The following is a 26218-nucleotide window of genomic DNA, read 5'->3' on the forward strand; positions in this document are numbered from 1 at the left end:
ATGTCCTGGTCGATTTACCGGGCACATTCAGCATGGGCTACTACCTTTACATCGTACGCACCGAGTCGGGAAAGCCGCGGCCCATCCCGAAGGACGAGCTCGGCCAGGCGCTGGCGAGGATGAACGGCAAGCTCGCCGTCCTGCCGGGCAGCGAGGGCGCGCAGCTTTACATGCCCGCGCTCGGCGAGGAGCGCGACGTCATCGTCTGCGAAGACGAGGAACTGTGGGCGAAGAATCCCGGCGAGCCCCTGGCCGAGGCCATGATCGCGCTGGCCGCCCAGCTTGGCGCGCGCGTGCGCAACGACGACTTCGAGACCCTGCGCAGCCTGGACGACAGCTACGTCCATCCGGACGACAGGGCGGAGCGCGACGCCGCCATCGCGGCAGCCAGACAGCCACGCACGCTGCTGGGCGGACGCAAGGTGGCGACCGGCGTGAAGCTGCTGTTCCTGGGCGTGGTGCTGGTCACCGCCCTGGTGCGCCACTTCCAGGGCGCCAGTTGAATTCTGCACGGCCCGCGCCCACTATTTCATTTCGTTAATATTCTGTAGAATGCCGCCGCCCCGGCGCTTGCCTGCCGTGTCCGCCATAGACCAAACTTGGCCGAAATGCAAGCGACAGGTGGTATGATGCATTCTTTAACGATTCCCGAGTAGCCGAAGCAAGGTGCGCCTATCCTCCATTAAATTGTCGGGATTCAAGTCTTTCGTCGATCCCACCAATTTCCAGGTGCCTGGTCAATTGGTCGGCGTCGTCGGCCCGAATGGATGCGGCAAGTCGAACATCATCGATGCCGTACGCTGGGTGCTGGGCGAATCGAAAGCCTCGGAACTGCGCGGCGAGTCGATGCAGGACGTGATCTTCAACGGCTCGACCCACCGCAAGCCCTCGGGCCGCGCCTCGGTCGAACTCGTGTTCGACAACAGCATGGGCAAGGCGGCCGGCCAGTGGGGCCAGTACGCCGAGATCGCGGTCAAGCGCACTCTGACGCGCGACGGCACCTCCACCTACTACATCAACGGCCAGCCGGTGCGCCGGCGCGACATCCAGGACATCTTCCTCGGCACCGGCCTCGGGCCGCGCGCCTACGCCATCATCGGCCAGGGCATGATCGCGCGCATCATCGAGTCGCGCCCGGAAGAGCTGCGCGTCTTCCTCGAGGAAGCGGCCGGGGTCTCTAAGTACAAGGAGCGCCGCCGCGAGACCGAGAACCGGCTGTCGGACACGCGCGAGAACCTGCTGCGGGTCGAGGACATCCTGCGCGAACTGAACGCCAACCTGGAAAAGCTCGAAGCCCAGGCGGCGGTGGCGAACCGCTTCCACCAGCTGCAGGCAGACCAGGAAGAAAAGCAGAAGCTGCTCTGGCTGCTGCGCAAGAACGAGGCCGAGGCCGAGCAGAAGCGCTACTTCCGCGAGATGGAAGAGGCCCAGAACAGCCTGGAAGAGCAGACCGCCAAGCTGCGCAACGTCGAGCTGGAACTGGAGCACCTGCGGCAGCACCACTTCGCCGTCGGCGACCGCCTGCACACGGCCCAGGGCGCGCTGTACCAGACCAATTCCGAGATCGGCAGCCTGGAAGCGCAGATCAAGTTCGTGGTCGAGTCGCGCACCCGCCTGCAGAACCAGCTCGGCACGCTGGCGGCCCAGCGTGATCAATGGCTGGCGCAGGCGGCCGAGTACGAGGAGCAGATCCAGGAAGCGACCTTCAACGTCGAGGAACTGGCGGCGCGCGCGGAAGGAGCCCAGATCGCGGTGGAAGCGGCGGGCGAGCGCCTGCCGGAACTGGACGCGGCCTGGCGCGAAGCGCAGCGCAAGGCGGACGAATCGCGCGCGCGCATCATGCAGGTCCAGCAGCGCATCGAACTGTCCGCGGCGCACGGGCGCAATGCCTCGAACATCCTGAACAATCTCGCCAGCCGGCGCGAGCGCCTGCAACAGGAAAAGAACGGCCTGGCGCCGCCCGACAGCACCCAGCTGGCCAACCTGCGCCTGCAATTCGAGGAGAAACAGCAGGCCCTGGAAGAGCAGAGCATGCTGCTGGAAGAGGCGGGCGAGCGCCAGGAACAGGTCGAGGCCGAGCGCCGCGAAGCGCAGGCGGCGCTGGCCGCCGAGAGCACGGCCAACGCCCAGCTGGAGGCGCGCCTGTCGGCCCTGAAGGGCATGCAGGAGCGCGTCCAGGCCCAGGGCAAGGTCCAGCCCTGGCTGCAGAAGCACGAGCTGGGCGGGCTGCCGCGCCTGTGGAAGCAGGTGCAGGTCGAGGAGGGCTGGGAGACCGCGCTCGAGGCCGTGCTGCGCGAACGCGCCGGCGCGCTCGAAGTGTCGAACATCGACTGGACCCGCGCTTTTCTCTCCGACGCGCCGCCGGCGCGCCTGGCGATGTATTCGCCGGCCCCGGCGGCGCCGGCCGCCGCGGAAGCGCCCGGCCTGAAGCCCTTCGCCGGCCTCCTGAAGCTGAACGACCCCGGCCTGCGCGGCGTGCTGAACGACTGGCTGCACCTGGTGTTCGCCGCCGACGATGCGCAGACCGCGTTCGCGCAGCGCGCGCGCCTGCCGCAGGGCGCTTGTTTCGTGACGCGCCAGGGCCACGTGGTGTCGCAGTCGAGCGTCTGCTTCTACGCCGCCGATGCCGAGCAGGACGGCATGCTGGCGCGCCAGCACGACATCGAGAACCTGGGCAAGCAGTTGCGCGCCCAGGCCCTGCTGCTGGACGAGGCGCGTTCGCGCGCCACCCGCGCCGACGCCGCCGTCACCGACCTCCAGCGCCGCCTGCAGGATGCGCGCGGACGCGTCGCCACCCTCACGCGCGAAGTGCACGCGCTGCAGATCGAAGTCGTGCGCCAGGGCGAGATCGAGGCCCGCTTCAGCCAGCGCAGCAGCCAGATCAACGCCGACCTGCTCGAGATCGCCGCCCAGGAAGCCGAGCAGCGCGAGGTGCAGGCCAACGCCGAGGCCGAGTTCGAGGAGCTCGACATGGAGCTGGCCGAGCTGCAGGGCAGCCACGAGGACGGCCAGACGGCTTTCCTGCAACGCGAGGCGGCCCTCAGCGAAGCGCGCGACAAGCTGCGCGAACTCGAACGCGGCGCCCAGGAGGCGCTGTTCGCCGAGAAGACCGGCCGCGCGAAGATCGAGGAACTGCGGCGCAGCATCGCCACCGCGCAGCAACAGGCGGCCCAGGTGGCCGAAAGCCTGGAATCGGGCAAGGCCGAACTGGCCGCCCTGGAAGCCGGCACCGCCCACGAGGGCCTGCAGGAACTGCTCGCGCGCAGGACGGACCAGGAAAAGGCGCTGGCCGATGCGCGCCACGAACTGGACCAGGTGGCCCAGCAGCTGCGCCATGCCGAGGAGTCGCGCATGGGCAACGAGCGCAGCCTGCAGCCGCAGCGCGACCGCATCACGGAGATGCAGCTCAAGGAGCAGGCCGCGCGCCTGAACCAGGAGCAGTTCGCCGAGGCGCTGGCCGCCACCGGCGCCGACGAGAAGGCGCTGGCGGAAAAACTCAATCCCGAGATGAAGCCGCAGTACCTGCAGGGCGAGGTGACGCGCCTGACCAACGCCATTGCCGCGCTGGGCGCGGTGAACCTGGCCGCGGTCGAGGAACTGGCCACCGCCACCGAGCGCAAGCGCTTCCTCGATTCGCAGAACGCCGACCTGAACGAGGCGATCGCCACGCTGGAAGACGCGATCCGCCGCATCGACAAGGAAACCCGCGAACTGCTGCAGGACACCTTCGATCGCGTGAACAACCACTTCTCGGAGCTGTTCCCGATCCTGTTCGGCGGCGGCCAGGCGAAGCTGGTGATGACCGGCGACGAGATCCTCGACTCGGGCGTGCAGGTCATGGCCCAGCCGCCGGGCAAGAAGAACGCCACGATCCACCTGCTGTCGGGCGGCGAAAAGGCGCTGACGGCGACGGCCCTGGTGTTCTCGATGTTCCGGCTGAACCCGGCGCCGTTCTGCCTGCTGGACGAGGTCGACGCGCCGCTGGACGACGCCAATACCGAGCGCTTCTGCCGCATGGTCAAGCGCATGTCGGACCATACCCAATTCCTTTTCATCTCCCATAACAAGATTGCGATGGAGATGGCCAATCAACTGATCGGTGTGACGATGCAGGAGCAGGGCGTATCGCGCATCGTGGCGGTGGACATGGAGTCCGCCGCGAACTTCGCACAAGAGGCACAAGCAGCATGACAGACTTCCAAATGAGCCTGATCGCGGCGGGCGGCGTATTCGTCGTCGGCGTTATCACCTACAACAAGTGGCAGGAGTACAAGGCGAGAAAAACCGTTGAGCGTGCCTTCGCGTCGGACCATGACGACATCCTGATGCGCACCGGCGCGACCGGCGGCGACCGCCAGGAACCGGTGCTCGACGTCGGCATGCCCGGCGCCGAAGCGGTCGAGCCGAGCTATGGCGCGGCGGCGAACCCCGAGTCCGTGGGCGACCTGTCCGCCGCCGGCACGACTCCTGCCGTCTCGCCTGTCACCGGCGCGGTCGCCAGTGCGGCCGCGGGTTCGGCTACTGGTGCGGGCGCCGGCGCATCCGCCGCCGCCGAGCCGCTGGCGCCGCTGGCTGGCGCCGCGGCCGCGCCTGCCGCCCCCGTGCCTTCGGAAGCGGCCGAGAAGCTGGTCGATCCGCTGATCGACTGCATGATCCCGCTGAAGCTCGAAGGCGCCGCGCGCGGCGACAAGATCCTGCCTTCGCTGCTCAAGCTGCGCCGCGTCGGCAACAAGCCGATCCACTTCGTCGGCCTGGCCGTGAGCGGCGAGTGGGAGCCGATCGTCCACGGCGGCGTCTACACCGAGCTGCAGGCCGGCGTCCAGATGGCGACCCGCACCACGGCCCTGAACGAACTCGAATATTCCGAGCTGGTCACGCGCCTGCGCGCGGTGGCCGACGAGATCGGCGCCGAGCCGGACGTGCCGGACATGATCGAGGTGATGAGCGAAGCGCGCACCCTGCACAAGTTCGTCGCGGGCCACGACGCCCAGCTGGGCGTGAACCTGCGCTCGAACGGCGCGGCGTGGGCGATGACGACCCTGATCGGCGCGCTGGAAAGCGCCGGCTTCGACGTCGGCCCGAGCGGCCGCTTCGCGATGCCCGACGGCGCCGGCGGGACGCTGTTCACGCTGTCGACCAACGTGAATCTCGGCGCCGAGAACACCGACCGCCTGACCCTGCTGCTCGACGTGCCTTGCGTCGCCCCGGCCCGCGACGGCTTCGGCGCCATGGTCAAGTGCGCGAAGGACCTGGCGCTGCGCCTGGACGCGACCATCGTCGACGACTTCGAGCAGCCGCTGCTCGACGCCACGCTGGACGAGATCGCCGGACAGGTGAAGGACTTCTACCAGGAGATGGAAGCGGCCGACATCCCGGCCGGCTCCACGCGTGCGCTGCGCCTGTTCAGCTGAGGCCCCGATGAGCGAAGCGCAGGACTATCTCGGACGCATGGCGTGGCTGGTGGAGGAACTGAACCGCCACATCTACAACTACCACGTGCTCGACGCGCCGACCATTCCCGACGCCGAGTACGACAAGCTGTTCCGCGAGCTGCAGGAACTGGAGGCGGCGCACCCGGAAGCGATATCGAACGATACGCCGACCTCGCGCGTCGGCGCCGCGCCGATCCCCGAGTTCAGGCAGGTGACCCACGCGGTGCCGATGCTCTCGCTGAACAACGGCTTTTCCGATGAAGACATCGACAACTTCGACCGCCGCGTGCGCGAAGGACTGGATGCGGGCCAGGTCGACTATGCGGCCGAGCTGAAGTTCGACGGCCTGGCGATGAGCCTGCGCTACGAGAACGGCGTGTTCGTGCAGGCCGCCACCCGCGGCGACGGCTACACCGGCGAGGACGTGACGGCGAACATCCGCACGGTGCGCGTGATCCCGCTGCGCCTGCATGGCGACCCGAACGGGGGAGACGTGCCGGCGGTGCTCGAGGTGCGCGGCGAAGTCCTGATGTTCAAGCAGGACTTCGAGCGCCTCAACGAACGCCAGCGCGAGGCGGGCCAGAAGGAATTCGCCAACCCGAGGAACGCCGCGGCCGGCAGCCTGCGCCAACTCGACGCGCGCATCACGGCCCAGCGCAAGCTGCGCTTCTTCGCCTATGGCGTCGGCCTGCTGGAAGGCGCCGAGATGCCGGCTTCGCACTCGGCCGTGCTGGATTGGCTCGAGGGGCTCGGCCTGCCGGTCTCGAAGGAGCGCGCGGTGGTGCGCGGCTGCGAGGGCCTGCTCGGCTACTACCGCGAGATCGGGCAAAAGCGTCCGGCGCTGCCCTACGAGATCGACGGCGTGGTCTACAAGGTCGACCGCGTGGCGGACCAGCGCGCGCTCGGCTTCGTCTCGCGCGCGCCGCGTTTCGCGCTGGCGCATAAATTCCCGGCCGAGGAAGCGCTGACCGTGGTGTCGGCGATCGACGTCCAGGTCGGCCGCACCGGGGCGATCACGCCGGTGGCGCGATTGAATCCGGTCTCGGTCGGCGGAGTGACCGTCACCAACGCCACTCTGCACAACGAGGACGAGGTGCGGCGCAAGGACGTGCGCGTCGGCGACACCGTGATCGTGCGCCGCGCCGGCGACGTGATTCCGGAAGTGCTGTCGGTGGTGCTGGAGCGCCGCCCGGCGCCCGAGCCGGCGGTCTACACGCTGCCGAGCCAGTGCCCGGTGTGCGGTTCGCACGTGGTGCGCGAAGAGGGCGAGGCGGTGGCGCGCTGCTCGGGCGGCCTGACCTGCGCCGCCCAGCGCAAGGAAGCGATCCGCCACTTCGCCGGCCGCCGCATGATGGACATCGAAGGCCTGGGCGACCGCTACATCGACAGCCTGGTCGAGTGCAACCTGATCCACGGCGTGGCCGACCTGTACAAGCTCACGCTCGACGACCTGCTCAAGATGAAGCGCCTCGCGGACGAGCGCGACGGCGCCACGCCTGAATTGGCCAAACCCGCCGTAAAACAGGGCAAGGTGGCGACCAAGTGGGCCGACAACCTGCTGGCCGCGATCGAGGCCAGCAAGCGCCCGCCGCTCGAGCGCCTGCTGTTCGCGCTCGGCATCCGCCACGTCGGCGAATCGACGGCGAAGACCCTGGCCGACTGGCTCGGTTCCCTGGCCCTGGTACGTCGCGCGCCCGCCGCGCTGCTGCGCGTGCTGCCCGACATCGGCGGCACCGTGGCCGAGGCGATCGCCGACTTCTTCGCCGAGGAAAAGAACCAGATCGCGCTCGACGCGTTGCTGGAAACCGGCGTCGCGCCGCAGGGCGAACACCCGCCGAAGGCGGCGCTGCGCGAGCGCCTGGACGAGGTTCAGCTGCTCGCCGCGCTCGGCATTCCGAAGCTGACCGAACCGCGCGCGCGCCAGCTGCTCGACGGCCGCACGCTGGAAGACCTGGCCTTCCTGAAGGTGTTCGGCGTGTTCGGCCTGCCCGAAGCCCTGGTGGCGTCGCTGGAAGGCTGGATGGGCATCGAGGCCAACCGCGAGGCGTTGATGACGCTGTCGAGCCTGCGCCGCGAACTGCTGGACATGCTGCCGGCAGAGGAAGCGGCGCCGCAGGGCGCCTTGGCCGGCAAGACTTTCGTGCTGACCGGGACCCTGCCGACCATGTCGCGCGACCAGGCCGGCGCCCTGATCGAGGCGGCCGGCGGCAAGGTGTCGGGCTCGGTGTCGAAGAAGACCTCGTACGTCGTGGCCGGCGCGGAGGCAGGCAGCAAGCTGGAGAAGGCCGAGGCGCTGGGCGTTACGGTGCTCGACGAAGCCGGCCTGCTGGCGCTGCTGGGCCAGGCCAACCAATAACACCGCAAGAAGGGGAGCAACATGGCGCAGATTCGCAAGGCAGTGTTTCCGGTCGCGGGCCTCGGCAGCCGCTTCCTTCCCGCCACCAAGGCGCAGCCGAAGGAAATGCTGCCCATCGTCGACAAGCCGCTGATCCAGTACGCGGTCGAGGAGGCGGTGGCGGCCGGCATCACCGAGATGATCTTCATCACCGGCCGCAACAAGCGCGCCATCGAGGACCACTTCGACAAGGCCTACGAGCTCGAGTCCGAACTGGAAGCCCACAACAAGCAGGCATTGCTGGACGTGGTGCGCAAGGTGATCCCGAAGAACGTCACCTGCATCTATACGCGCCAGTCGGCGCCGCTGGGCCTGGGCCACGCGGTGCTGTGCGCGCGTCCGGTGGTCGGCAACGAGCCTTTCGCCGTGCTGCTGGCCGACGACTTCATGGATGCCGGCGGCGGCAAGCCGGTGCTGGCCCAGATGACCGAACGGTACGCCTACGAGAAATGCAGCCTGCTGGCGGTGCAGGACGTGCCGCGCGCGCAAACCCGCCAGTACGGCATCGTCAGCGCCGCGCCCTATCGCCAGGACCTGGAGCTGGTCTCGAGCATCGTCGAGAAGCCGCTGCCGGAAGAGGCGCCCTCGACCCTGGCGGTGGTCGGCCGCTACGTGCTGTCCGGCGCGATCTTCGACTACCTGGAAAACCTGGGGACGGGCAGCGGCGGCGAAATCCAGCTCACCGACGGCATCGCGGCGCTGATGCAGGCCGAGCGCGTGCTGGCCTACCGCTACGCGGGACAGCGCTACGATTGCGGCTCGAAGCTGGGCTACCTCCAGGCGACCGCCGCGATCGGCCTGAAACACCCCGAAACCGCCGCCGGCTTCGCCGAGTTCCTGGCCGGGCTGGCAAAGGAGAACGGCCATGGCCGTACGTGAGATCCTGAAGATGGGCGACCCGCGCCTGCTGCGCGTGGCCGAGCCGGTGCGCGCGTTCGGCACGCCGGAACTCGCGTCGCTGGTCGCCGACATGTTCGACACCATGCATGCCGCCAACGGCGCCGGCCTGGCCGCGCCCCAGATCGGCGTCAACCTGCAATTGGTGATCTTCGGCTTCCGCCGCAACGCGCGCTATCCGGACGCACCCGAGGTGCCGGAGACGGTGCTGCTCAATCTGGTGCTGACGCCGCTGTCCGACGAGATGGAAGAGGGCTTCGAGGGCTGTCTGTCGGTGCCCGGCCTGCGCGGCAGCGTGCCGCGCCACACCCGCCTGCGCTACGAGGGCGTCGACCAGTTCGGCAATCCAATCCGGCGCGAGGCGCAAGGCTTCCATGCGCGCGTGGTGCAGCACGAGGTCGACCACCTGCTCGGCATCCTCTACCCGATGCGCATCAGGGACTTTTCCCGCTTCGGCTTCACTGAGGTGATGTTCCCCGGCCTCGATGCGGGAGCCGACGATTGATTGCTGGCGTATCGAGGATTGTATTGTTGTCCCTGCCGCTGACCGCGCCACTGGCGCAGGCCGCGCATCCCTTCACGAAGATCGAGGCCGCGCCGGAGAGCGCATTCTGGATCGATTCCGGCTTCCTCACCGGCCATTTCGACAGCGACGATGGCCTGAACGGCAACAACAAGGGCCTGGCCGCCGAGTACCGGTTCTCGGGCACGATGGCGGCCACCCTCGGCCGCTTCCATAACAGCGACCGTGCGTGGTCGAACTACGCCGGCGTGATCTGGCAGCCGTATGCGCTGGGCCCGCTGCGCCTGGGCGCGGCGCTCGCCCTGTTCGACGGCTACCCGCGGATGCGCGGCGGCGGCTGGTTCCCGGCCGTGATCCCGACCCTGACCCACGATTGGGAGCGGTTCGGGGTCAACATCGGCATCATCCCGAGCTACAAGGACCGGCTCTACGGCGGCGTTTCGGTGCAGTTCAAGCTCAAGGTGTTCGAATGATCGAGACGTCCGATCTGCGGGTCGAGGTGGCGGGGGATGTGCTGCTGGTGGTGCCGCCGCGGCACATGACCGAAGCGGGGCTGCGCCTGTGCCAGGACCGCATGCTGGCGCTGGCGCGCGAGACCGGCCTGCGCCGCGTGCTGTACGACGCGCGCGGCATGACCGCGCCCGAGGCCCACATCGCGCTGATGCAGCAGGAACTCGACGGCCAGCTCGGCGACCTGGCGCTGCGCCGCGCGATCGTCGTGCCCGGCACGCGCATCGCCTACCTGGCGCGGATCGCCTTCTTCGAGGGCGAGGACCGGGTGTTCTACGACGATGTCGAAGCGGCGCTGGCCTGGCTGCGTAGTTGAGCGTAGGGTGGGTACTTGTACCCACGCGGTCTCACGATCGGCAAACCAGCGGACTTGATGCGAGTACGATATTCAAAGGCTCAAACCGGTGGGTACAAGTACCCACCCTACGAACTTGTCCCCACCGTATGACACCGAGGTTTTGTAGGGTGGACACCTGTGTCCACGCTGTCTCGCGGCCGGCCGGCCAGCGATCATGAGTGATAGTCCCACCCGCGTGGACGGTATGCAGGCGGTGATCCCGCGTGGGCACAGGTGCCCACCCTACGAAAACCGCCCATTGCCGCTCACGCCTCCTTCGGATACGGGCTCTTCCCACCCTCCGCGATGAAGCGGTCGATCCGGTCCTTCAGCACCGGCAGCGGCACCGATCCGAGCTGCAGCACGGTGTCGTGGAAGTTGCGGATGTCGAACTTCTCGCCCAGCGCCTTCTCTGCCTTCGCGCGCGCTTCCATGATCGCCATCTGGCCCAGGTAGTAGGACAGGGCCTGGCCCGGCCAGGAGATGTAGCGGTCGACTTCGGTCGTGACCTCGTGGTCCGACAGCGCGGTGTTGGCGCGCAGGTAGGCTTGCGCCTGCTCGCGGGTCCAGCCCTTGGCGTGGATGCCGGTGTCGACCACCAGGCGCGAGGCGCGCCAGGCCTGGTAGCTCAGCATGCCGAACACCTCGTAGGGCGTCTCGTAGATGCCCATCTCGGTGCCGAGGCGCTCGGTATACAGGGCCCAGCCTTCGCCGAAGGCCGAGATGTAGGCGCGGCGGAACGAGGGCACGCCTTTCTGCTCGAGCGCGACCGGCATCTGGAAGGCGTGGCCGGGCGCCGACTCGTGCAGGGTCAGGGCAGGCAGGCTGTAGAGCGCGCGCGCCGGCAGGTTGTAGGTGTTGACCAGGTAGACGCCGGGGCCGCCGCGGCCGGCCGTGTAGTAGGGCGCCTGGTCGTCCGGCACCGGGCGGATCGCGAAGCGCTGGCGCGGCAGGTAGCCGAAATACTGGCCGGCCTTGGCGTCGAATTTCTTCGCCACCCAGGCCGCGCGCATCAGCAGTTCTTCCGGGGTCTTGGCGTAGAAGCGCGGGTCGGTGCGGAGAAAAACCTGGAAGGCCGCGAAGTCGCCCGTGAAGCCGGTCTGGCGGATCACCTCGTCCATCTCGGCGCGGATCTTCGCCATCTCGGCCAGGCCGATGCGGTGGATCTCGTCGGCGCTGAGATGCGTGGTGGTGAACTCGACGATCTTCGACTGGTAGTAGGCCTTGCCGTCGGGCAGGCTTTCGGCCGCCAGCACCTCGCGCGCCTTCGGCACGTATTCCTCGCGCATGAAGGCCAGCGCCTTCGCGTAGGCGGGCTGCACGTGCTCGCGGATCGCGGCGGCGGCCTGCTCGCGCAGTTGCGCCTGTTCGGCGGCCGGGATCGAGGCCGGCATGGTCTTGAACGGCGTGAAGAACACGGTATCCTGCGGCTTGGCCTCCACCACCGAGGCCAGCGTGGCGTCGCGCCCGGCCAGCGTCACCTTCGGCGGCGTGAAGCCGCGCGCCAGGCCGGCGCGCATGTTGTCGAGCTGCTCGCCGAAATAGCGCGGGAAGCTTGCCAGCTGGCGCAGGTAGTTGGCGTACTCCTCGCGCTTGTTGAAGCCCTGGCGCGCGCCATAGGTCACGTCGGTCCAGAAGGCGCTGTCGGCATTGACCGGCTGCTCGTACTCGCGAAAGCGCAGTTCCTCCACAAAAGCGGCGATCTGGGCGCGGTAGACCTGGTAATTGATGCGCTCGCCAGGCGACAGCGCGGCGGCGTCGAGGGCGTCGAGCTGGCGCAGCACGCCCTGCCAGTGCGCCAGGCGGGCCTGCTGGGTCCTGGCGTCGACGCGCGGCAGTTCGGCGCGCACGCTGCCGCGCGCGTTCTCGTCGCTGGCGAGGCGTTCGCCGACGCGCCATTTCCATTCCGCCTTGTAGATGGCTTCAAAGCGGGCATCGGCCGCGCCTTTCGCAGGCGCGGCCTGCGTCCCGGCCGTCATCAGGATTCCTGCCGCGACCATGGCGGCAACCAGCGTATGCTTCATGTTCTCCCCATTTTCTTCTCGATTGCACAACAATTGCTGTTTTGCATTATGTCGTAGACGACCTCTTGCGGCCACGCCTTTTTTCTTCGTGAAACGGATTCCGGTGTTTTTCTCCGCTTTCGGTGTCAGCCTGTCAAAATTGCCCGTGTTGCCCCCATTGCCTCTATAATCAAGGATCAGCCAGCCAGCCGGCTGGCCTGCGTAACGACAATGACAGCTGACCAGCAAGCATGGATCATCGAGAAGGCGACCGGCCCCAGCGGCCGGATCATGCCGGCATAAGGAAACAGAGCGACGCGCCCCGGGATGGGCGAGAAGTCGAGGTGCTGGTCCGGCCCTGGCTGCGGCTGGGCGAGCAATTGACGCCGCTGATCGGCGAGAGCGGCTTTTGCGCGCTCTTCGGCCGGGCGCTGCGCCTGACGAACACCAGGTTCGAATTCCTGGGCCGCTGCGATCCCTCGCGGCCCGTGGAAGACCTGTTCGCGTCCCTGACCAGAACCCTGAACGAGGCAGAACCGGAGCATGCGGGGGAGGCCAATGCCGCCCTGCTTGACACTTTTACAGCGCAGCTGCGTGCCCTGATCGGGGACGCGCTGACGAAACAGCTGTTACACGTCGCGACGGAAGGCGGGGTTGGGCAGAAGCATGAACAGGAGCGGAAGTAAATGAGCGACAAAGTAGCCTTGGGCCTGTTGAGTACCGGAGTGCCCGGCCTGGATGTTCTCCTGGAAGGAGGACTGCCCGAGTTCTCGTTCAACCTGGTGGCCGGCCCCCCGGGCAGCGGCAAGACCACGCTGGCGCACCAGATCATGTTCGCGCTGGCCACGCCCGAGCGGCGCGCGCTGTTCTTCACCGTGCTGGGCGAACCGCCTCTGAAGATGCTGCGCTACCAGCAGCAGTTCTCCTTCTTCGACGTGGCCAAGGTCGGCCCGGCGATCCGCTACGTGAACCTCGGCGAAACCCTGCGCCAGGGCGATTTTTCCGGCGTGCTCGAGCGCATCATGGCCGAGGTCGAGGCATTCTCGCCCTCGCTGGTGTTCGTCGATTCCTTCCGCTCGGTGGTCCAGACCGCCAGGAGCGGCAACGAGGGCCTGGCCGACCTGCAGTACTTCATCCAGGAGCTGGGCACCCGGATGACGACCTGGCAGGCCACCACCTTCCTGATCGGCGAGTACATGCATGCCGACCCCGAAGCCAACCCGATCATGACGGTGGCCGACGGCATGTTTTCGCTGACCCAGGCGCACGAACAGAGCACCGTGGTGCGCAAGCTGCGCGTGGTCAAGATGCGTGGCCATCCGCACCTGGCCGGCTCGCACAATTTCCGTATCACGGGCGACGGCCTGCGCGTCTATCCGCGCGTGTTGCCGCCGCTGGCGGCCGACCGCCTGCCGGGCCACCCGGTCGACGCCGCGCCGCGCCGTATCCCGACCGGGGCGCCGGGACTGGACGCGCTGCTGGACGGCGGCCTGCCGCAGGGCCACACCATGCTGGTGGTGGGGCCGACCGGCGCCGGCAAGACCATCCTCGGCACCAGGTTTTTGCAGGAAGGTGCGCGCCAGGGCGAGAAGGGCGTCGCCATGTTCTTCGAGAAGGGCACGGCGCGCCTGCGCAATGCCGAGCTGGCGGAGCTGGTGCAGGATGGCAACGTGACCGTGGTCGAAAGCCGCATGCTCGACCTGACCGTGGACGAACTGATCGACGAGCTCCAGGACACCCTGCAGCGCACGGGCGCGAAACGGCTGGTGATCGACTCGCTGTCGGAATTTTCGCTGTTCGTGGCGCCCGAGTTCCACGCCGACCTGCGCCAGGCCGTGTTCCGCATGCTGGCCGTGGTCGCCAAGCACGACGTGACCACGGTCGTCACGGCCGGCCTGGACGACATCTTTACCGAGCTGCGCTTTGGCCAATCGAACATTTCTTACCTGACCGACGCGATCCTCGCGCTGCGCTATGCCGAGGTGGATGGCAGCCTGCGCAAGTTCATGTCCGTCGTCAAGGTGCGCGGCAGCGGGCATAGCCACGACCTGCGCGAATACCGGATCACCGACGACGGCTTCGATATCGACAATGACCCGACCGACCTCGACGGGATTCTGACCGGGCGGCCCTTGCAACGCCAGCCGGGCAAATAGGAGACGAGGGAATGTTTCACGAAGACGACAAAGGCTCCATGCAGCGTTCCCTGAATCCGGACCCGGCCGCGCTCGGCCAGGACGCCTACACGGCGGCGCTGTTGCGCCACATCGGCGGTCTCGAAGACGAGCTGGCGCGCCTGCGCGAGGCGGTGCGCGAAAAGGACGCCCTCGAGCGCAGCGTCGAGCGCCTGCGCGAAGCCAACGAGCACCTGGTGCTGGCCGCGATCAACGCCCAGGGCTCGCGCGACGACGCCGAGGCCGCGAACCGGCGCCAGAACGAATTCCTGGCCATGCTGGCGCACGAGCTGCGTAATCCCCTGGTGCCGATCAGCATGTCGTCGATGCTGCTGGAACGCTCGGCGAACGCCTCGCCCCAGCTGTTGAACTTTTCCAAGGTCATCCGGCGCCAGGTCGACCACATGGCGCGTCTGCTCGACGACCTGCTCGACGCCGCGCGCATCAGCAGCGGCAAGATCACCCTGGCCCTGGAATCGATGGCGGTCTCGAACGCGATCGACCAGGCCCTCGAGACCGTGCTGCCGCGCATCCGCGAGCGCGGCCAGCACCTGTTCCTGAACCTGCCGCCGGAACCGGTCGGCACGCGCGGCGACCGGGTGCGCCTGACCCAGGTCTTCACCAACCTGATCGGCAACGCCTCGAAGTACACCGGCGACGGCGGCGATGTCCACGTCGACGTCGCGGTCGAGGACCACGAAGTCATCGTCTCGGTGCGCGACAACGGCACCGGCATCGCGCCCGAGGTGCTGCCGCACATCTTCGACCTGTTCACCCAGGGGCCGCGTTCGCTGGCGCGCTCCGAAGGGGGGCTGGGCGTCGGCCTGAACGTGGTGCGCAACCTGGTCTCGATGCACGGCGGGACGGTAAAGGCCGACAGCGCCGGACTCGGCGAGGGCAGCCGCTTCGTGGTGCGCCTGCCGCTATGCCCGCTGGACAAGGCCGCGCCGCCGGCCGATGCCGTCGCCTCCGGGCAAGGCGCGGGGCGCAGCCGCGTGCTGCTGGTCGAGGACAACGTCGACGCCGCCGAAACCCTGAAGGCCTTCCTCGACATGGAAGGGCACGAAGTCGAGACCGCCCACGACGGCACGAGCGGGCTCGCGGCCCTGATGGCGCAGGACTTCGACGTGGTCGTGTGCGACATCGGCCTGCCCGGCATGGATGGGCTGGAAGTGCTGGCGGCGCTGCGCGCGTCCGGCAAGGCCGCCCAGCCGATCGCGATCGGCCTGTCGGGCTATGGCCAGGCCGAGGACCGCGCGCGCGCCCTGGCCGCCGGCTTCGACCACTACCTGGTGAAACCGGTCAGCCCGGACACGCTGCTGGCGCTGGTGACGGCGCCGCGCTAGCCCGCCGCGGCCCCGGTGTCCATGCGCGCCAGCCACTCGGCGCGCGTCATCTCGTACACCGCATGCGGGCTGTCGTACCAGGTCTCCTCGCCGCGGTAACGCATGCCGAGGCGTTGCATCACCCTGGCCGAATCCCGGTTTTCCGGCTTGCAGACCGCGCACAGCAAGGGCGCGTCCAGCGTCTCGAAGGCCCAGCCGGCCATCGCCCGCGCCGCCTCCGATGCGTAGCCCTGGCCCCATTTGTCCGGCACCAGGCGCCAGCCGATCTCGTGCGGGTTGGCCGGATCGCGGCCCAGGTACTGGATGCAGCCGGCGCCGATCACGCGCTCGCCGCCGCGTTCGACGAAAGCCCACCAGGAAAAGCCGTACTGCGCCCAGCGCCCCTTGATCATCTCGATCGCGGCGCGGGTCTGCTCCAACGTTTCCGGCTTGCCCGTGATGAAGCGCATCACCTCGGGCAGGCGGTTCATCGCGTGCAGGCCGTCCAGGTGACGGTCGTCGAAGGGTTCCAGGCGCAGGCGGCCGGTCGTCAGTATCGTCATCGTCGCTCTCGTTCGCAACATCGTTCGCAAAAGAAAAGGGCCGGCGAACCGGCCCTTCGATCAGCGCGCGCTTACTGGTGCGCGTGGTGGGTGGCGGTCAGGCGCCGCATCATCGGCAGCACGGCCAGGGCGATCAGGGTGCAGGCCACGGCGGCGATGCCCAGCTTGTTGAACAGGCTGGTGTAGATCGGCAGGGTCTGCAGCGGATCGGTCATGCCTTGCGGGACGCTGGCCAGGTTGGCGACCACGCCGCCCAGGTACTGCGAGATACCGGAAGCGACGAAATAAGCGCCCATCATGAAGCCGCCCATGCGCGCCGGCACGTAGCGTGCGACCATCGCCAGGCCCAGGCCCGACACCAGCAGCTCGCCCAGCGAATACAGGCCGTAGCCGGCGATCATGATCCACGACGAGGTCAGGCCGTTGACGGCGAAGGAGCCGGCGAAGCCATAGGTGAAGAAGCCGAGCGCGACGACCGAGAAGCCGAGCGCGAACTTGCCGGCGATCGACAGATCCGAACCGGTGCGGCCGGCGCGCGCGTACATCCATGCAAGGACCGGGCTGAGGACCATGATCCAGATCGCGTTCAGGGCCTGGAACTGGGCCGGCGACCAGGTCCACAGGTGGGCGCCCAGCACGGTGAACTCGAGGTCGACGTTACGCAGCGCAAACAGCGCCAGCGAGGTCGACATCTGCTGGTAGAAGATGAAGAAGAACACGGTCTGCAGGGTCAGGATCAGTGCCGCGATCAGGCCGGCGCGCTCGCTCGGCACGCTCTTCCTGATCAGGTGGGCGAAGATGCCCAGCACCACGATGCCGGCCACGTACACGAAGGCACGGGCCAGGCTCTGGTACTGCAGGATCACGGCCGACAGGCCGACGGCGACCACGCCGCCCGCCAGCACCATGCCGAGCTTGCCCATGTCGAGCGGCAGTTCGTCCGGCTGGGAGCCGACGTGGCGGATGGTGGCGCGCATCATCATCACGGTCAGCAGGCCGACGACCAGGCCGACGCTGCAGAAGGCGAAGGCGACGTGCCAGCCCAGTTCGTTGCCGTAGGTGGCGTTGACGTAGTCCTTGATCGCCGGCGTGGCCAGCATCGAGAAGGTCGAGCCGACGTTCACGGCCATGTAGTAGATGGTGAAGGCGCTGTCGATCTTGGAATCGTCGCCTTCATAGATCTTGCGCACCAGGTTGGCGGTGTTCGGCTTGAACAGGCCGTTGCCGACCACGATCACGCCCAGGGCCGAGAACAGGAACCAGGTGTTTTCGGTCGGTACCGCCATCAGGGCATAGCCCAGGGTCAGGATGATGCCGCCCAGGATCATGCAGCGGCGGGTGCCGAGCACCTTGTCGCCGATCCAGCCGCCGATGGCGGGCGCGACGTAGATCAGGGCGGCGGCGGCGCCCCAGACCAGGTTGGCGCGGCTGTCTTCGAAGCCGATGCGCTGCACCATGAAGTACACGATGAGCGCCTGCATGCCGTAATAGCCGAAGCGCTCCCACAATTCGATCAGCGCCACCGTCATGAACGAGCGGGTCTGGCTGTACGGCAGGATTTCCGTTTTCAATTTATCTCCTCGTTGAACGCGCGCCCGGCCCATGGCCGGCGCAAGCGTTGCATGCTACGCCACGACAACGCAAGATGCAATCCTGAAAGACAGGGGAAGGAGAGGAGAGAGACTGTGGCGGCGCGGCGTCGCACGGGCGTCATGACCGGTGGGTTCTCGAACCCACCGGTCATGACGCCCGCCAGTCGGCCGGCATGCGAGAGAGGCACGACATGCAGCCGATCGGGCGCGATCCTGGCGACGGGCCTGCAAACCGTGAATCCGCGTGGGTTCAAGAACCCACCCTACGAAAACCCAGGGCTCGAGAACCCACACAAAAAAGCTCAGAACATGCGGCTCCAGCTCACGGCGAGCGTGCGTCCGCGGCCGGCATAGGTGTTGCCGGCATCGGTGGCGGCGGCCGCCTGCGAATAGTAGCCCACGTACTGCTTGTCGAGCAGGTTCTCGACGCTCACGCCGATGCGGCCATGGCCGGTGTCAAAGCTCGACGCCAGGTCGACCAGGGTGTAGCCCTCGAATTTCTCTTCGAGGTCGGTGGCGCCGATCCGGCGGCCGATATTGATGTGGCGGTCGAACAGGTGGGTCGCCTGAAGGCGCAGCTGGGCGCCGGCCAGCGGTCGCCAGTTGGCGCCCAGCACGGCCTTGTCCGGGCCCTGCGCGCGCGCGCCGAGCGCGAGGTCGAGCGGCGCGCCCTGGGTGGCCGCGGTTTTACCATCGGTGCGGGCATAGCTGCCGAACATCGACCACTCCTTCGTGGGACGCCAGTCGCCGCTCACTTCCCAACCCTTGACGACCACCGGCAAGCGCTCGAGGACGCCGACGCCGTCCGTGATGCGCAGCACGCTGCCGAGCTTCGAGCGCGAATCGTAGCGCGACAGGCCGAGCTGGCCGCGGGCGCCGCGCCAGTTGACGCCGATCTCGTTGTTGCGGGTGACGACGGGCTGCAGGGCGATCAGGTTCGAGACCGACTGGTTCGGGACCCGCACCTCGCGCAGCAGGCGGCCGGCGTCGGGCAGGCCGAAGCCTTCCGAGCTGCCGGCAAAGACCGACCACTGGGGGGCGAAGCGCCAGACGGCGCCGATGTTCTTCACCGCTTTCGAGAATTCGGTGGCGCCGCCTTCGACCCGCCGGCTGCCGTAGGCCGCCAGCGTGGTGTAGGTGTCGACCTCGAGTTTCGCGTTCTCGTGGCGCACCCCGCCACGCACCGTCACCGGTCCGAATTCGTATTCGAGCTGGGCAAAGGGGGCATGGGATTCGAACTTCAGTTCCGGCACCCAGGTGCGGTTGGTGGCCGCCAGGCGTTGCAGCGAATGGTCGCGCAGCAGGTCGAGGCCCAGCGTCGCTTCGAGGCCGCGCACGAAGGCATCCGGACGCACCCAGGTAACGCGCGCGCCGGTCTTGTCGGCGACGATCTGCGACTGGTCCCACAGCTTGCGGGTCGGGTCGAGGGCCGAGTCCTGGAAGGTGGCGGTCTGGGTCGCGCCGAACAGCGACTCGAAGTCGTGCTTGAAGAGCTGCGCGGTGAAGGCGCCGCCGGCCAGGTCGGCGTGGCGGTAGTCGAGGCTCGCGGTGCGCACCTTGTTCTCGGGCGGCAAGCCCTCGGGCCTGCCCGGCACCGAACTGGTCGGGATGCCTGCCACCGGCACGCCCGATTCGTTGCGGTAGTCGCCGTCGCCCTTCAGGTCGAAGCGGTTCAGGGTCAGCTGGATGCGCTGGTCGCCGAAATCCCGGCCCAGTTTGAGGAACAGGTCGTGGCCATGGGTGTCGAGGGTGTCGCCCTGGACGTTGTCGATCCCGAGGCGCCGGCCGCGGCCGTCGTAGCTCATGCCGCGGCGCTGGACGCTGGCGTAGCCGAGCAGGTCGAAGGCGCCGCTCTTGTGGCTGACCGTGACGCCGGTCTTCCAGTCGAGGTTGTCCGACCGGAACTGGGTCGCGGCGCGCGCATTGACGCCGACCGTGGTGCCGTCCTTGCGCGGCGACTTGGTGATGTAGTTGATGATGCCGCCGGTCGCGCCCATGCCTTGCACGGCCGAGGCGCCGCTGATGACCTCGATGCGCTCGATGATCGCGCTGTCGGCGAAATAACCCTCGCGCATGCCGGCGCGCAGCGGGTTCGATTGCGGAATGCCGTCCAGCAGGATCAGCGGCTGGCGCCCGCGCAGCGATTCGCCGGTCGAGCTCATCTTCTGGCGGCTGGGCGAATAGCCGGGAACGAAGGTCACCAGCGCGGCCGAAGGGTCGTCGGCGATCTGGTACTGGGCCGCCAGGTCCTGCTGGCCGATCACCGTCACCGCGCCGGGAATCTTGTCGACCGCCTTGGCGCCGCGGGTGGCGGTCACGATCACCGACGCCATCGCTTCCTTGTTTTCCTCGGTTGGCCGCTTGTCCGCGGCTTCCTGGGCGAAGGCGGGGGGCAGGGCCATCAGCGAGCAGGTGACGGCGAGGGAAAGCGGCTTCGGTGTTCTCATTCTTGATCCGGTGATGTGACGGTTTGCCAAAATGCAATGTACAATCGTAAATGATAACGATTAACATTTGCGATTACAATACCGTTGCGAATTATTCTCATCTAGACCGAATCCAGCATGAAACCTTTACTCCGCACCGTGCACCTGTGGGCCGGCCTGGTCTTCGGCACCATCCTCGTCCTGCAGGGGCTCACCGGCAGCGCGCTGAGCTGGATCCACGAACTCGACGCCGTGCTCAATCCCGGCCTGCTACAGGTGGCGCCGCCGCCTGGACAGCGCGCCGGCGCGGCACTGCGGGTCGCGCCAGCCGAGGTGCAGGCGGTGCACGACGCGCTGGCGGCGGATGCGCGCTACGGCAAGCCGAACATGCTGGAGCTGCCCGAGCGCGCCGGCGACGTCTACGTGGCCTGGTACCGTCCGGGGAAAGCGCAGTCCTTGTGGCGCCAGCCGGTGACGCGCCAGGTGATGGTCGATCCGGCCACGCGCACGGTGCTGGGCGAGCGCAACTGGGGCGAGGCCGGCCTGAGCCGGCCGCTCCTGATGCCGACCCTGTTTCACTTCCACCGCTACCTGCTGGCCGGCGAGGGCGGCAAGGTCGTGATCGCGGTGCAGGGCGTGGCGCTGGCGCTGTTGGCGGTCACCGGCATCGTGCTCTGGTGGCCGCGCATGACGCTGCAGGCGGTCGCGAATGCGCTCAAGGTGCGTTTCGGCGGCAACTGGCCGCGTTTCAGTTTCCAGCTGCACCGCTCGGCCGGCTTCTTCCTGGCGCCGGTGCTGCTGTTCCTGGGGTTGTCGGGCGTGCATTTCAACATGCCGACCTGGACCACGCCGCTGGTCGAGACCGTTGCCACGGTCACGCCGAACGCCAGGCCGGAGAACCGGACGCCGGCATCGCTGCCGCGGATCCCGGTGGCGCAGGCGGTGGCCGCGGCCCAGGCGCGCTTTCCGGCGGCGCGCGTCGGCCGGGTGAGCCTGCCGGCGGGCGCGCAGGCGCCCTACGAAGTGCGGGTGCGCCAGCCGGGCGAACTGCGCCAGGGGCCGGGCGCGACCCGCGTCAGCATCGACGCGGGCGACGGCGCGGTGCTGCGCGTGGCCGATCCGCTCGGCGGCAGCGCCGGGGACCGCTTCCTGGGCGCGCTGTTCCCGCTGCATAGCGGCGAAGCCTTCGGCAACGCCGGCAAGGCCTTCATCAGCATCGCCGGCCTGGCGCCGCTGGTGTTTTTCGTGACCGGCATCGTGATGTGGCTGAAGTTCCGGCGCAAGCCGAAGAAGGGCGCGAAGAAGAAGCCGAAGCTGCGCGCCGCGCCCGCCAAGACGGAAGAGACGCGCGCCGGCATCGCGGCCTGAGACGCTCGCTTCTCAGGCCGCCCGCTGCACCCGCTCCGCCAACAGCGCCACGCAGGCATGCGGCGGCAGCGGGCGGCTCACGTAGTAGCCCTGGATCTCGTCGCACTGGTAGGCTTCCAGCGCACGCACGTGGCCGATCGTCTCGACGCCCTCGGCCACCACCTTCAGGTTCAGGCTGTGCGCCAGGCTGATGACGGCCTTGGTGATCGCGGCGTCGTCGCTGTCGGCCGGCAGGTCGCGGACAAAAGTGCGGTCGATCTTCAGCGCGTCCAGCGGGAAGCGCTTCAGGTAGGCCAGGCTCGAGTAGCCGGTGCCGAAGTCGTCGACCGACAGGCGCATGCCCTGGGCCTTCAGTTGCGACAGGATCGCCACCGCCGCCTCGGGGTCGGTCATCAGCATCGATTCGGTCAGTTCGAATTCCAGCAGGCGCGGGTCGATCCCGGCCGCGGCGACGATCGTGCCCACGGTCTCGGGCAGGCCGGCCTGGGCCAGCTGGCGCGCCGACAGGTTGATCGCCACCGGCGGCACGTGGTCGAGCGTGACGGCCCATTCGCCGAGCTGGCGGCAGACTTCCCCGATCACCCATTCGCCCACCGGCAGGATCATGCCGGTGTCTTCCAGGATCGAGATGAACTCGAGCGGCGACACCAGGCCGCGCTCGGGATGGCGCCAGCGCAGCAGGGCCTCGAAGCCGCTCACCGCGCCGCTGTCCAGGCGCAGCTTGGGCTGGTAGTGCAGCTCGAACTCGCCGCGCTCGAGCGCCAGGTGCAGGTCGGTCTCGATCTGCAGGCGCTGGGCCGCGTTCGCATGCATCTCGGCGAGGTAGAAGCGGTAGTTGTTGCGGCCGCTGTTCTTGGCGCCGTACATGGCCGTGTCGGCGCTCTTCAGCAGGGCCGAGGCGGAGGCGCCGTCCTCGGGGTAGCCGGCGATGCCGACGCTGGCCGAGACGAACAGCTGCTGGCCCTGCAGCACGAAGGGGCGCGCCAGCGCCTCGACGATGCGGGCCGCGGTCGCCTCGGCGTCCGCCAGCGCAGCCAGGCGCGGCAGCACCACCGCGAATTCGTCGCCGCCCAGGCGCGCCACCACGTCGTCCGCGCCCACGCAGTCCTGCAGGCGGCGGCTGGCCTGGGCCAGCAGTTCGTCGCCGACGCTGTGGCCCATCATGTCGTTCACGCTCTTGAAGCGGTCGAGGTCGATGAACATCACGCCGGCGCGGTGGCCGCAGCGGGCGGCGGCGGCGATCGCATCCTCCAGGCAGCCGGCCAGGCGATGCCGGTTCGGCAGGCCGGTCAGCGCGTCGTACTGGGCCAGGTAGGTCAGGCGGTTCTTCGCGTCTTCGCGCTCGATCGCGGTCGCCAGGATGTTGGCCAGGCTGTTCAGGAAGCCGTCCTCCTGTTCCTGGAAGGTGCGCTGCTCGGGCGCATACACGCCGAGCGCGCCGTACAGGCGGTCGCTGCAGACGATGAAGACCTCGATGCCGCTGCCGGCGGCGCGCGTGCCGAGCAGGGCGGCGCTCCAGCGCGCCAGCTGCTCGGCCGAGCCGGGACCGGCCACGTGGGCAAAGCGGGCGCCGACCGCCTCGGCCGGAAAGCCGGCGCCGGCCTGCAGCACCGCCGCGCCGGCCTCGGCGTCGAAACCGAAGAGGGCCGCGTGGCGCACGCCCAGGCCTTCGCAGGCGACCGCCGCAGCCATCTCGAACAGTTCCTGCAGCGGGCCCGCTTCCAGCGCCTTGCGGCCGAGACGGGCGATCAGGCCCTGGCACTTGGCGTTGTCGACGATCGCGTCCTCGAATTGCTTGCGTTCGGTGATGTCGAAGTCGATGCAGATGTATTTCTCGAGTTGCTTGTTGCTGTCGAAGATAGGCACGATGGTGCGGCGCCACTGGCGTTCGCCGTCGCGCGCCGGCACCGCCACTTCGCCGTTCCAGACGTCGCACGAGGGCGTCCAGCCGTGCGCGGCCTGGGCCAGCGGCACGCCGACCAGCGCCAGTTCGGCGCCGACCAGTTCCTCGCGCGCATAACCCGAATGGCGCACGAACTGCTCGTTGACGGCGGTGATGCGGCCTTCGCGGTCGAGCTCGCACACGATGGCCGCCTGGTCGAGCGCGCTCTTGTGCTGGACGAGGGAATTCATCAGGGCCGCGATGCGCTGGCCGTACTGGTCGCGCATGCTGGCCGCGCTGCGGTTCACCGCCAGGATCGCCTCGCGGATCTCGCGCGGGGCGCTGGCGCTCAGCGCCGCCTCGGCGGCCGCGGCCTGTTCGTCGCCGTGGAAACGCAGGCGGCCGAGGTTCTCGAGCCAGCGCTTGAGCAGCCAGCGCGCCAGCGCCAGGCTGATCGAGAGGGCGATCGCGGCCAGGCCGGCCGACTGCAGCAGCAGGATCCACAGCTGCGAGGCGAGCTTGCGCTCGTCGAAGGAGAGGCGCAATACACCGTAGTCCTTGCCGCCGACCGCCACCACGCGGTTGACGTCGAACAGCTCGCGTCCGACGCGCCGCGTCAGCCAGCCCGGCGCCGAAGCGTGATAGTCGGTGGCCGGGGCGTCGACCCGGATCACGCCGTCGGCGAGGTCGATGAAGGCGGCGCTGCGAAACGGCGACTGCACCATCATCGTCGACAGGGTGCGCTTGACGGTGTCGTAGTCGCCGATCACGGCGCTGTCCTCGACCGCGCGCGAGGCGACTTCGACCAGGGTATAGGCGCCGTCCTGGGTTTCCTCGATATGCTGCAGGAACTGGTGACGGTAGAAGATGCCGAGGCCGACGCCGACGAAGACCAGCATGCTCAGCGCGAACAGCGTGAACACGCGGCCCACGAGCGAGCGCGGCAACAGCATGAGGTGCAGGCGCCGGAACATCGCTCGCTCGCCTAGCGCAGTTCGGCCGGTGCGGCCTGGTAGAAGCTGCGGTAGGCGGCGTAGTCGGCGTCGCCGGCGGCGACGAACGAGAGCGGCTCGGGCGCGTGCACCAGTTCGGCGGCCGCTTCCAGGATGCGCCGGCCCTCGGGATCGCGGTGCATGTTGAGGAAGGCGTCGGCCACGGCGCGCACCTGTTCGGCCGGCACCCGCGGCGAGGCCATCAGCGCCAGGTCGTTGAACGGGGCCGAGCTCCACAGCACGCGAAAGCGCTGGTCCTCGCGCCCGCTGTAGTTCTCTACCAGCTGTGAGTTCGCGCCCGCGGCCTTGGCGCGGCCGCTGAACAACTGGGTGAAGGCGGCGTCCATGTTGCCGGCGAAGGCGACCGTGACCGGCACGTTCTGGCGCAGCAGCTGGGCGTAGGTCACCTTGTAGGCGATCAGCGCTTCCGGGCCGGGAAACACCACGATGCTGTTCGCCAGGTCGCTCAATCGCCGCACCGGCGAATCGACGGGCACCACGATCTGGGCGCGCACGGGCTCGGCGTTGCGGCGGCCGAACACGGTCCAGCCCATCTTGCTGCGCTCGGGGCTGAACAGGTGATTGGTGAACGCGAAGTCGACTTCCTTGGCCAGCACGAAGCTGGTGGTGTCGGCCGAGGTGCGGCCGAGCTTCAGGTTCAGGTGCACGCCGCTCTTGCTGGACACGTAGCGCACGATCGGATTCCAGAAGCTGGCCGAGACCTGCAGGTTGTACTGGTTGACCGGCGAGAAGTTATACGTCGGGGTCGCGGCGGCCGCGGCCTGGCCGCACAGCAGGGGAAGCAGGAGCAGGGCCAGGCCTGCGCGGGTGATCGTACGCATGGGGTCGGGGAACTGGGGGAATCGAACGCGCGCGGGAATGCGCTGGCCGATGACTATAGCACATTTCGTACAGGCAATGCCCTCAAGAAACATTGCAGTGTTGCAACGGCGAGACTGCGAATGTCCTTAGTCATCCGACAAGTTTACCAACATGAAAACGGTGGGGCGCAGGGTGGGCGCCCCGTGCCCAGGCGCGAACGTCAGAACTGCTCGTCCGGCCGCAGGTAACGCCACTGGCCCTGCGGCAGCTCGCCCAGCTTGACGCGGCCGATGCGCACGCGCTTCAGGCCGATGACCTTCAGGCCGACCATCTCGCACATGCGGCGGATCTGGCGCTTCTTGCCTTCGCGCAGGGTGAAGCTGAGCTGGTCCTCGTTCTGCCAGCGCACCTTGGCCGGCAGCAGCGGCTTGCCGTCCATCCACAGGCCGTGGTTGAGCTTTTTCAGGTCGCTGTCGGGCAGCTTGCCCGGCCGCGTGTACTGGACCCGCACCAGGTATTCCTTGTCGATGCTGGTGTCCTGGCCGATCAGCTGCTTGGCGATGCGGCCGTCCTGAGTCAGCACCAGCAGGCCCACCGAGTCGATGTCGAGGCGGCCGGCCGGCACCAGCGAACGCAGCTGGGTCGGATGAAAGTTCTCGTCGGACGGGTCCTCGGCCCAGCGGTTCTCCGGCTTGATCAGGGCCACCGCCGGCGTGTAGCCGTCCTCGGCCTGGCCGCTGACGTAGCCGACCGGCTTGTTGATCAGGATCGTCACGCGCTTGGACTGCTCGGCCGCGGCCTGGCGTTCGACCGTGATGCGCTGCGAGGGCAGCACCTTGCTGCCCAGTTCGGAAACGACCTTGCCGTCGACCCTTACCCAGCCGCGCGCGATCCATTCATCGGCTTCGCGGCGCGAGCAGAGGCCGAGTTCGGACATACGTTTGGACAGGCGGAGCGGTTCGGTCATAAGGCAAACA

At 68.2% G+C, this 26218-nt stretch carries 19 protein-coding genes; 12 read left to right on the forward strand and 7 right to left on the reverse strand.

Annotation, left to right across the window (positions count from 1 at the left end):
• The first annotated feature begins 32 nt into the window (after positions 1 to 32).
• From RT688_RS14945 to RT688_RS14980, 8 genes are all read left to right on the forward strand, one after another.
• On the forward strand, positions 33 to 503 hold the full coding sequence (locus tag RT688_RS14945) for a hypothetical protein (RefSeq protein WP_313705644.1): 471 nt from the start codon (positions 33 to 35) through the stop codon (positions 501 to 503).
• 163 nt (positions 504 to 666) lie between these two features.
• Positions 667 to 4191: a chromosome segregation protein SMC gene (smc, locus tag RT688_RS14950; protein ID WP_313705645.1), complete on the forward strand. Its 3525-nt coding sequence runs from the start codon at positions 667 to 669 to the stop codon at positions 4189 to 4191.
• Positions 4188 to 5411 carry a cell division protein ZipA C-terminal FtsZ-binding domain-containing protein gene (locus RT688_RS14955; protein WP_313705646.1) on the forward strand — a complete coding sequence of 408 codons (1224 nt, stop codon included), beginning with the start codon at positions 4188 to 4190 and terminating at the stop codon, positions 5409 to 5411. Before smc ends, RT688_RS14955 begins: the two co-directional genes overlap by 4 nt.
• Positions 5412 to 5418: 7 nt before the next feature.
• Positions 5419 to 7788, forward strand: coding sequence for an NAD-dependent DNA ligase LigA (ligA, locus tag RT688_RS14960; RefSeq protein WP_313705647.1), 2370 nt, complete (start codon positions 5419 to 5421; stop codon positions 7786 to 7788).
• A gap of 21 nt (positions 7789 to 7809) precedes the next feature.
• On the forward strand, positions 7810 to 8706 hold the full coding sequence (gene galU / locus RT688_RS14965) for a UTP--glucose-1-phosphate uridylyltransferase GalU (protein ID WP_313705648.1): 897 nt from the start codon (positions 7810 to 7812) through the stop codon (positions 8704 to 8706).
• A complete protein-coding gene (gene def, locus RT688_RS14970; RefSeq protein WP_313705649.1) occupies positions 8693 to 9229 on the forward strand; it encodes a peptide deformylase in 537 nt (178 codons plus the stop codon). The genes galU and def overlap by 14 nt, the downstream gene beginning before the upstream one ends.
• A 26-nt stretch (positions 9230 to 9255) precedes the next feature.
• Positions 9256 to 9720, forward strand: coding sequence for a hypothetical protein (locus RT688_RS14975; protein WP_313705650.1), 465 nt, complete (start codon positions 9256 to 9258; stop codon positions 9718 to 9720).
• The gene (locus RT688_RS14980) at positions 9717 to 10073 is read left to right on the forward strand and encodes a hypothetical protein (protein WP_313705651.1); all 357 of its coding nucleotides are present in this window, start codon (positions 9717 to 9719) and stop codon (positions 10071 to 10073) included. The genes RT688_RS14975 and RT688_RS14980 overlap by 4 nt, the downstream gene beginning before the upstream one ends.
• A 287-nt stretch (positions 10074 to 10360) precedes the next feature.
• On the opposite strand, the gene RT688_RS14985 is transcribed toward RT688_RS14980, so the two are convergent.
• Entirely contained in the window at positions 10361 to 12118 is a 1758-nt protein-coding gene (locus RT688_RS14985) for a DUF885 family protein (protein ID WP_313705652.1), read from the reverse strand.
• A gap of 230 nt (positions 12119 to 12348) precedes the next feature.
• Here RT688_RS14985 and RT688_RS14990 point away from each other — a divergent pair, with 230 nt between their 5' ends.
• From RT688_RS14990 to RT688_RS15000, 3 genes are read left to right on the forward strand one after another with little or no spacing between them, the layout of a single operon-like run.
• A complete protein-coding gene (locus tag RT688_RS14990) occupies positions 12349 to 12783 on the forward strand; it encodes a hypothetical protein (RefSeq protein ID WP_313705653.1) in 435 nt (144 codons plus the stop codon).
• Positions 12784 to 14253, forward strand: coding sequence for an ATPase domain-containing protein (locus RT688_RS14995; RefSeq protein WP_313705654.1), 1470 nt, complete (start codon positions 12784 to 12786; stop codon positions 14251 to 14253). It begins immediately after the preceding gene.
• A gap of 38 nt (positions 14254 to 14291) precedes the next feature.
• A complete protein-coding gene (locus tag RT688_RS15000; protein ID WP_313705655.1) occupies positions 14292 to 15617 on the forward strand; it encodes an ATP-binding protein in 1326 nt (441 codons plus the stop codon).
• Here RT688_RS15000 and RT688_RS15005 read toward each other — a convergent pair.
• The 3 genes from RT688_RS15005 to RT688_RS15015 form a co-directional block, all read right to left on the reverse strand.
• Positions 15614 to 16159, reverse strand: a complete 546-nt coding sequence (locus RT688_RS15005; protein ID WP_313705656.1) for a GNAT family N-acetyltransferase — start codon at positions 16157 to 16159, stop codon at positions 15614 to 15616. The two genes, RT688_RS15000 and RT688_RS15005, sit on opposite strands and share 4 nt — an antisense overlap.
• Positions 16160 to 16230: 71 nt before the next feature.
• Positions 16231 to 17730, reverse strand: a complete 1500-nt coding sequence (locus RT688_RS15010; protein WP_313705657.1) for an oligopeptide:H+ symporter — start codon at positions 17728 to 17730, stop codon at positions 16231 to 16233.
• A gap of 323 nt (positions 17731 to 18053) precedes the next feature.
• Positions 18054 to 20198 carry a TonB-dependent receptor gene (locus RT688_RS15015; protein WP_313705658.1) on the reverse strand — a complete coding sequence of 715 codons (2145 nt, stop codon included), beginning with the start codon at positions 20196 to 20198 and terminating at the stop codon, positions 18054 to 18056.
• A 117-nt stretch (positions 20199 to 20315) separates the two neighbouring features.
• On the opposite strand from RT688_RS15015, the gene RT688_RS15020 reads away from it, so the two are divergent.
• Positions 20316 to 21545 (forward strand): PepSY-associated TM helix domain-containing protein, encoded by a 1230-nt coding sequence (locus tag RT688_RS15020; RefSeq protein WP_313705659.1) that lies wholly within the window; start codon positions 20316 to 20318, stop codon positions 21543 to 21545.
• A gap of 12 nt (positions 21546 to 21557) precedes the next feature.
• Here RT688_RS15020 and RT688_RS15025 read toward each other — a convergent pair whose 3' ends face one another.
• The 3 genes from RT688_RS15025 to RT688_RS15035 all read right to left on the reverse strand — a co-directional run bounded on the left by RT688_RS15025 (position 21558) and on the right by RT688_RS15035 (position 26208).
• On the reverse strand, positions 21558 to 24401 hold the full coding sequence (locus tag RT688_RS15025; RefSeq protein ID WP_313705660.1) for an EAL domain-containing protein: 2844 nt from the start codon (positions 24399 to 24401) through the stop codon (positions 21558 to 21560).
• An 11-nt stretch (positions 24402 to 24412) separates the two neighbouring features.
• Positions 24413 to 25261 (reverse strand): phosphate/phosphite/phosphonate ABC transporter substrate-binding protein, encoded by an 849-nt coding sequence (locus tag RT688_RS15030; protein ID WP_313705661.1) that lies wholly within the window; start codon positions 25259 to 25261, stop codon positions 24413 to 24415.
• Positions 25262 to 25461: 200 nt separating this feature from the next.
• The gene (locus RT688_RS15035) at positions 25462 to 26208 is read right to left on the reverse strand and encodes a pseudouridine synthase (RefSeq protein WP_313705662.1); all 747 of its coding nucleotides are present in this window, start codon (positions 26206 to 26208) and stop codon (positions 25462 to 25464) included.
• Positions 26209 to 26218: the final 10 nt, after the last annotated feature.

The organism is Massilia sp., from assembly GCF_032106685.1.
GTDB lineage: Bacteria > Pseudomonadota > Gammaproteobacteria > Burkholderiales > Burkholderiaceae_D > Telluria.

Coding starts and splice junctions, on each gene's coding strand:
- RT688_RS14945 (WP_313705644.1), top strand. CDS start 33: ATGGGCTACTACCTTTACATCGTACGCACCGAGTCGGGAAAGCCGCGG.
- RT688_RS14955 (WP_313705646.1), top strand. CDS start 4,188: ATGACAGACTTCCAAATGAGCCTGATCGCGGCGGGCGGCGTATTCGTC.
- ligA (WP_313705647.1), top strand. CDS start 5,419: ATGAGCGAAGCGCAGGACTATCTCGGACGCATGGCGTGGCTGGTGGAG.
- galU (WP_313705648.1), top strand. CDS start 7,810: ATGGCGCAGATTCGCAAGGCAGTGTTTCCGGTCGCGGGCCTCGGCAGC.
- def (WP_313705649.1), top strand. CDS start 8,693: ATGGCCGTACGTGAGATCCTGAAGATGGGCGACCCGCGCCTGCTGCGC.
- RT688_RS14980 (WP_313705651.1), top strand. CDS start 9,717: ATGATCGAGACGTCCGATCTGCGGGTCGAGGTGGCGGGGGATGTGCTG.
- RT688_RS14985 (WP_313705652.1), bottom strand. CDS start 12,118: ATGAAGCATACGCTGGTTGCCGCCATGGTCGCGGCAGGAATCCTGATG.
- RT688_RS14990 (WP_313705653.1), top strand. CDS start 12,349: ATGGATCATCGAGAAGGCGACCGGCCCCAGCGGCCGGATCATGCCGGC.
- RT688_RS14995 (WP_313705654.1), top strand. CDS start 12,784: ATGAGCGACAAAGTAGCCTTGGGCCTGTTGAGTACCGGAGTGCCCGGC.
- RT688_RS15000 (WP_313705655.1), top strand. CDS start 14,292: ATGCAGCGTTCCCTGAATCCGGACCCGGCCGCGCTCGGCCAGGACGCC.
- RT688_RS15005 (WP_313705656.1), bottom strand. CDS start 16,159: ATGACGATACTGACGACCGGCCGCCTGCGCCTGGAACCCTTCGACGAC.
- RT688_RS15015 (WP_313705658.1), bottom strand. CDS start 20,198: ATGAGAACACCGAAGCCGCTTTCCCTCGCCGTCACCTGCTCGCTGATG.
- RT688_RS15020 (WP_313705659.1), top strand. CDS start 20,316: ATGAAACCTTTACTCCGCACCGTGCACCTGTGGGCCGGCCTGGTCTTC.
- RT688_RS15025 (WP_313705660.1), bottom strand. CDS start 24,401: ATGTTCCGGCGCCTGCACCTCATGCTGTTGCCGCGCTCGCTCGTGGGC.
- RT688_RS15030 (WP_313705661.1), bottom strand. CDS start 25,261: ATGCGTACGATCACCCGCGCAGGCCTGGCCCTGCTCCTGCTTCCCCTG.
- RT688_RS15035 (WP_313705662.1), bottom strand. CDS start 26,208: ATGACCGAACCGCTCCGCCTGTCCAAACGTATGTCCGAACTCGGCCTC.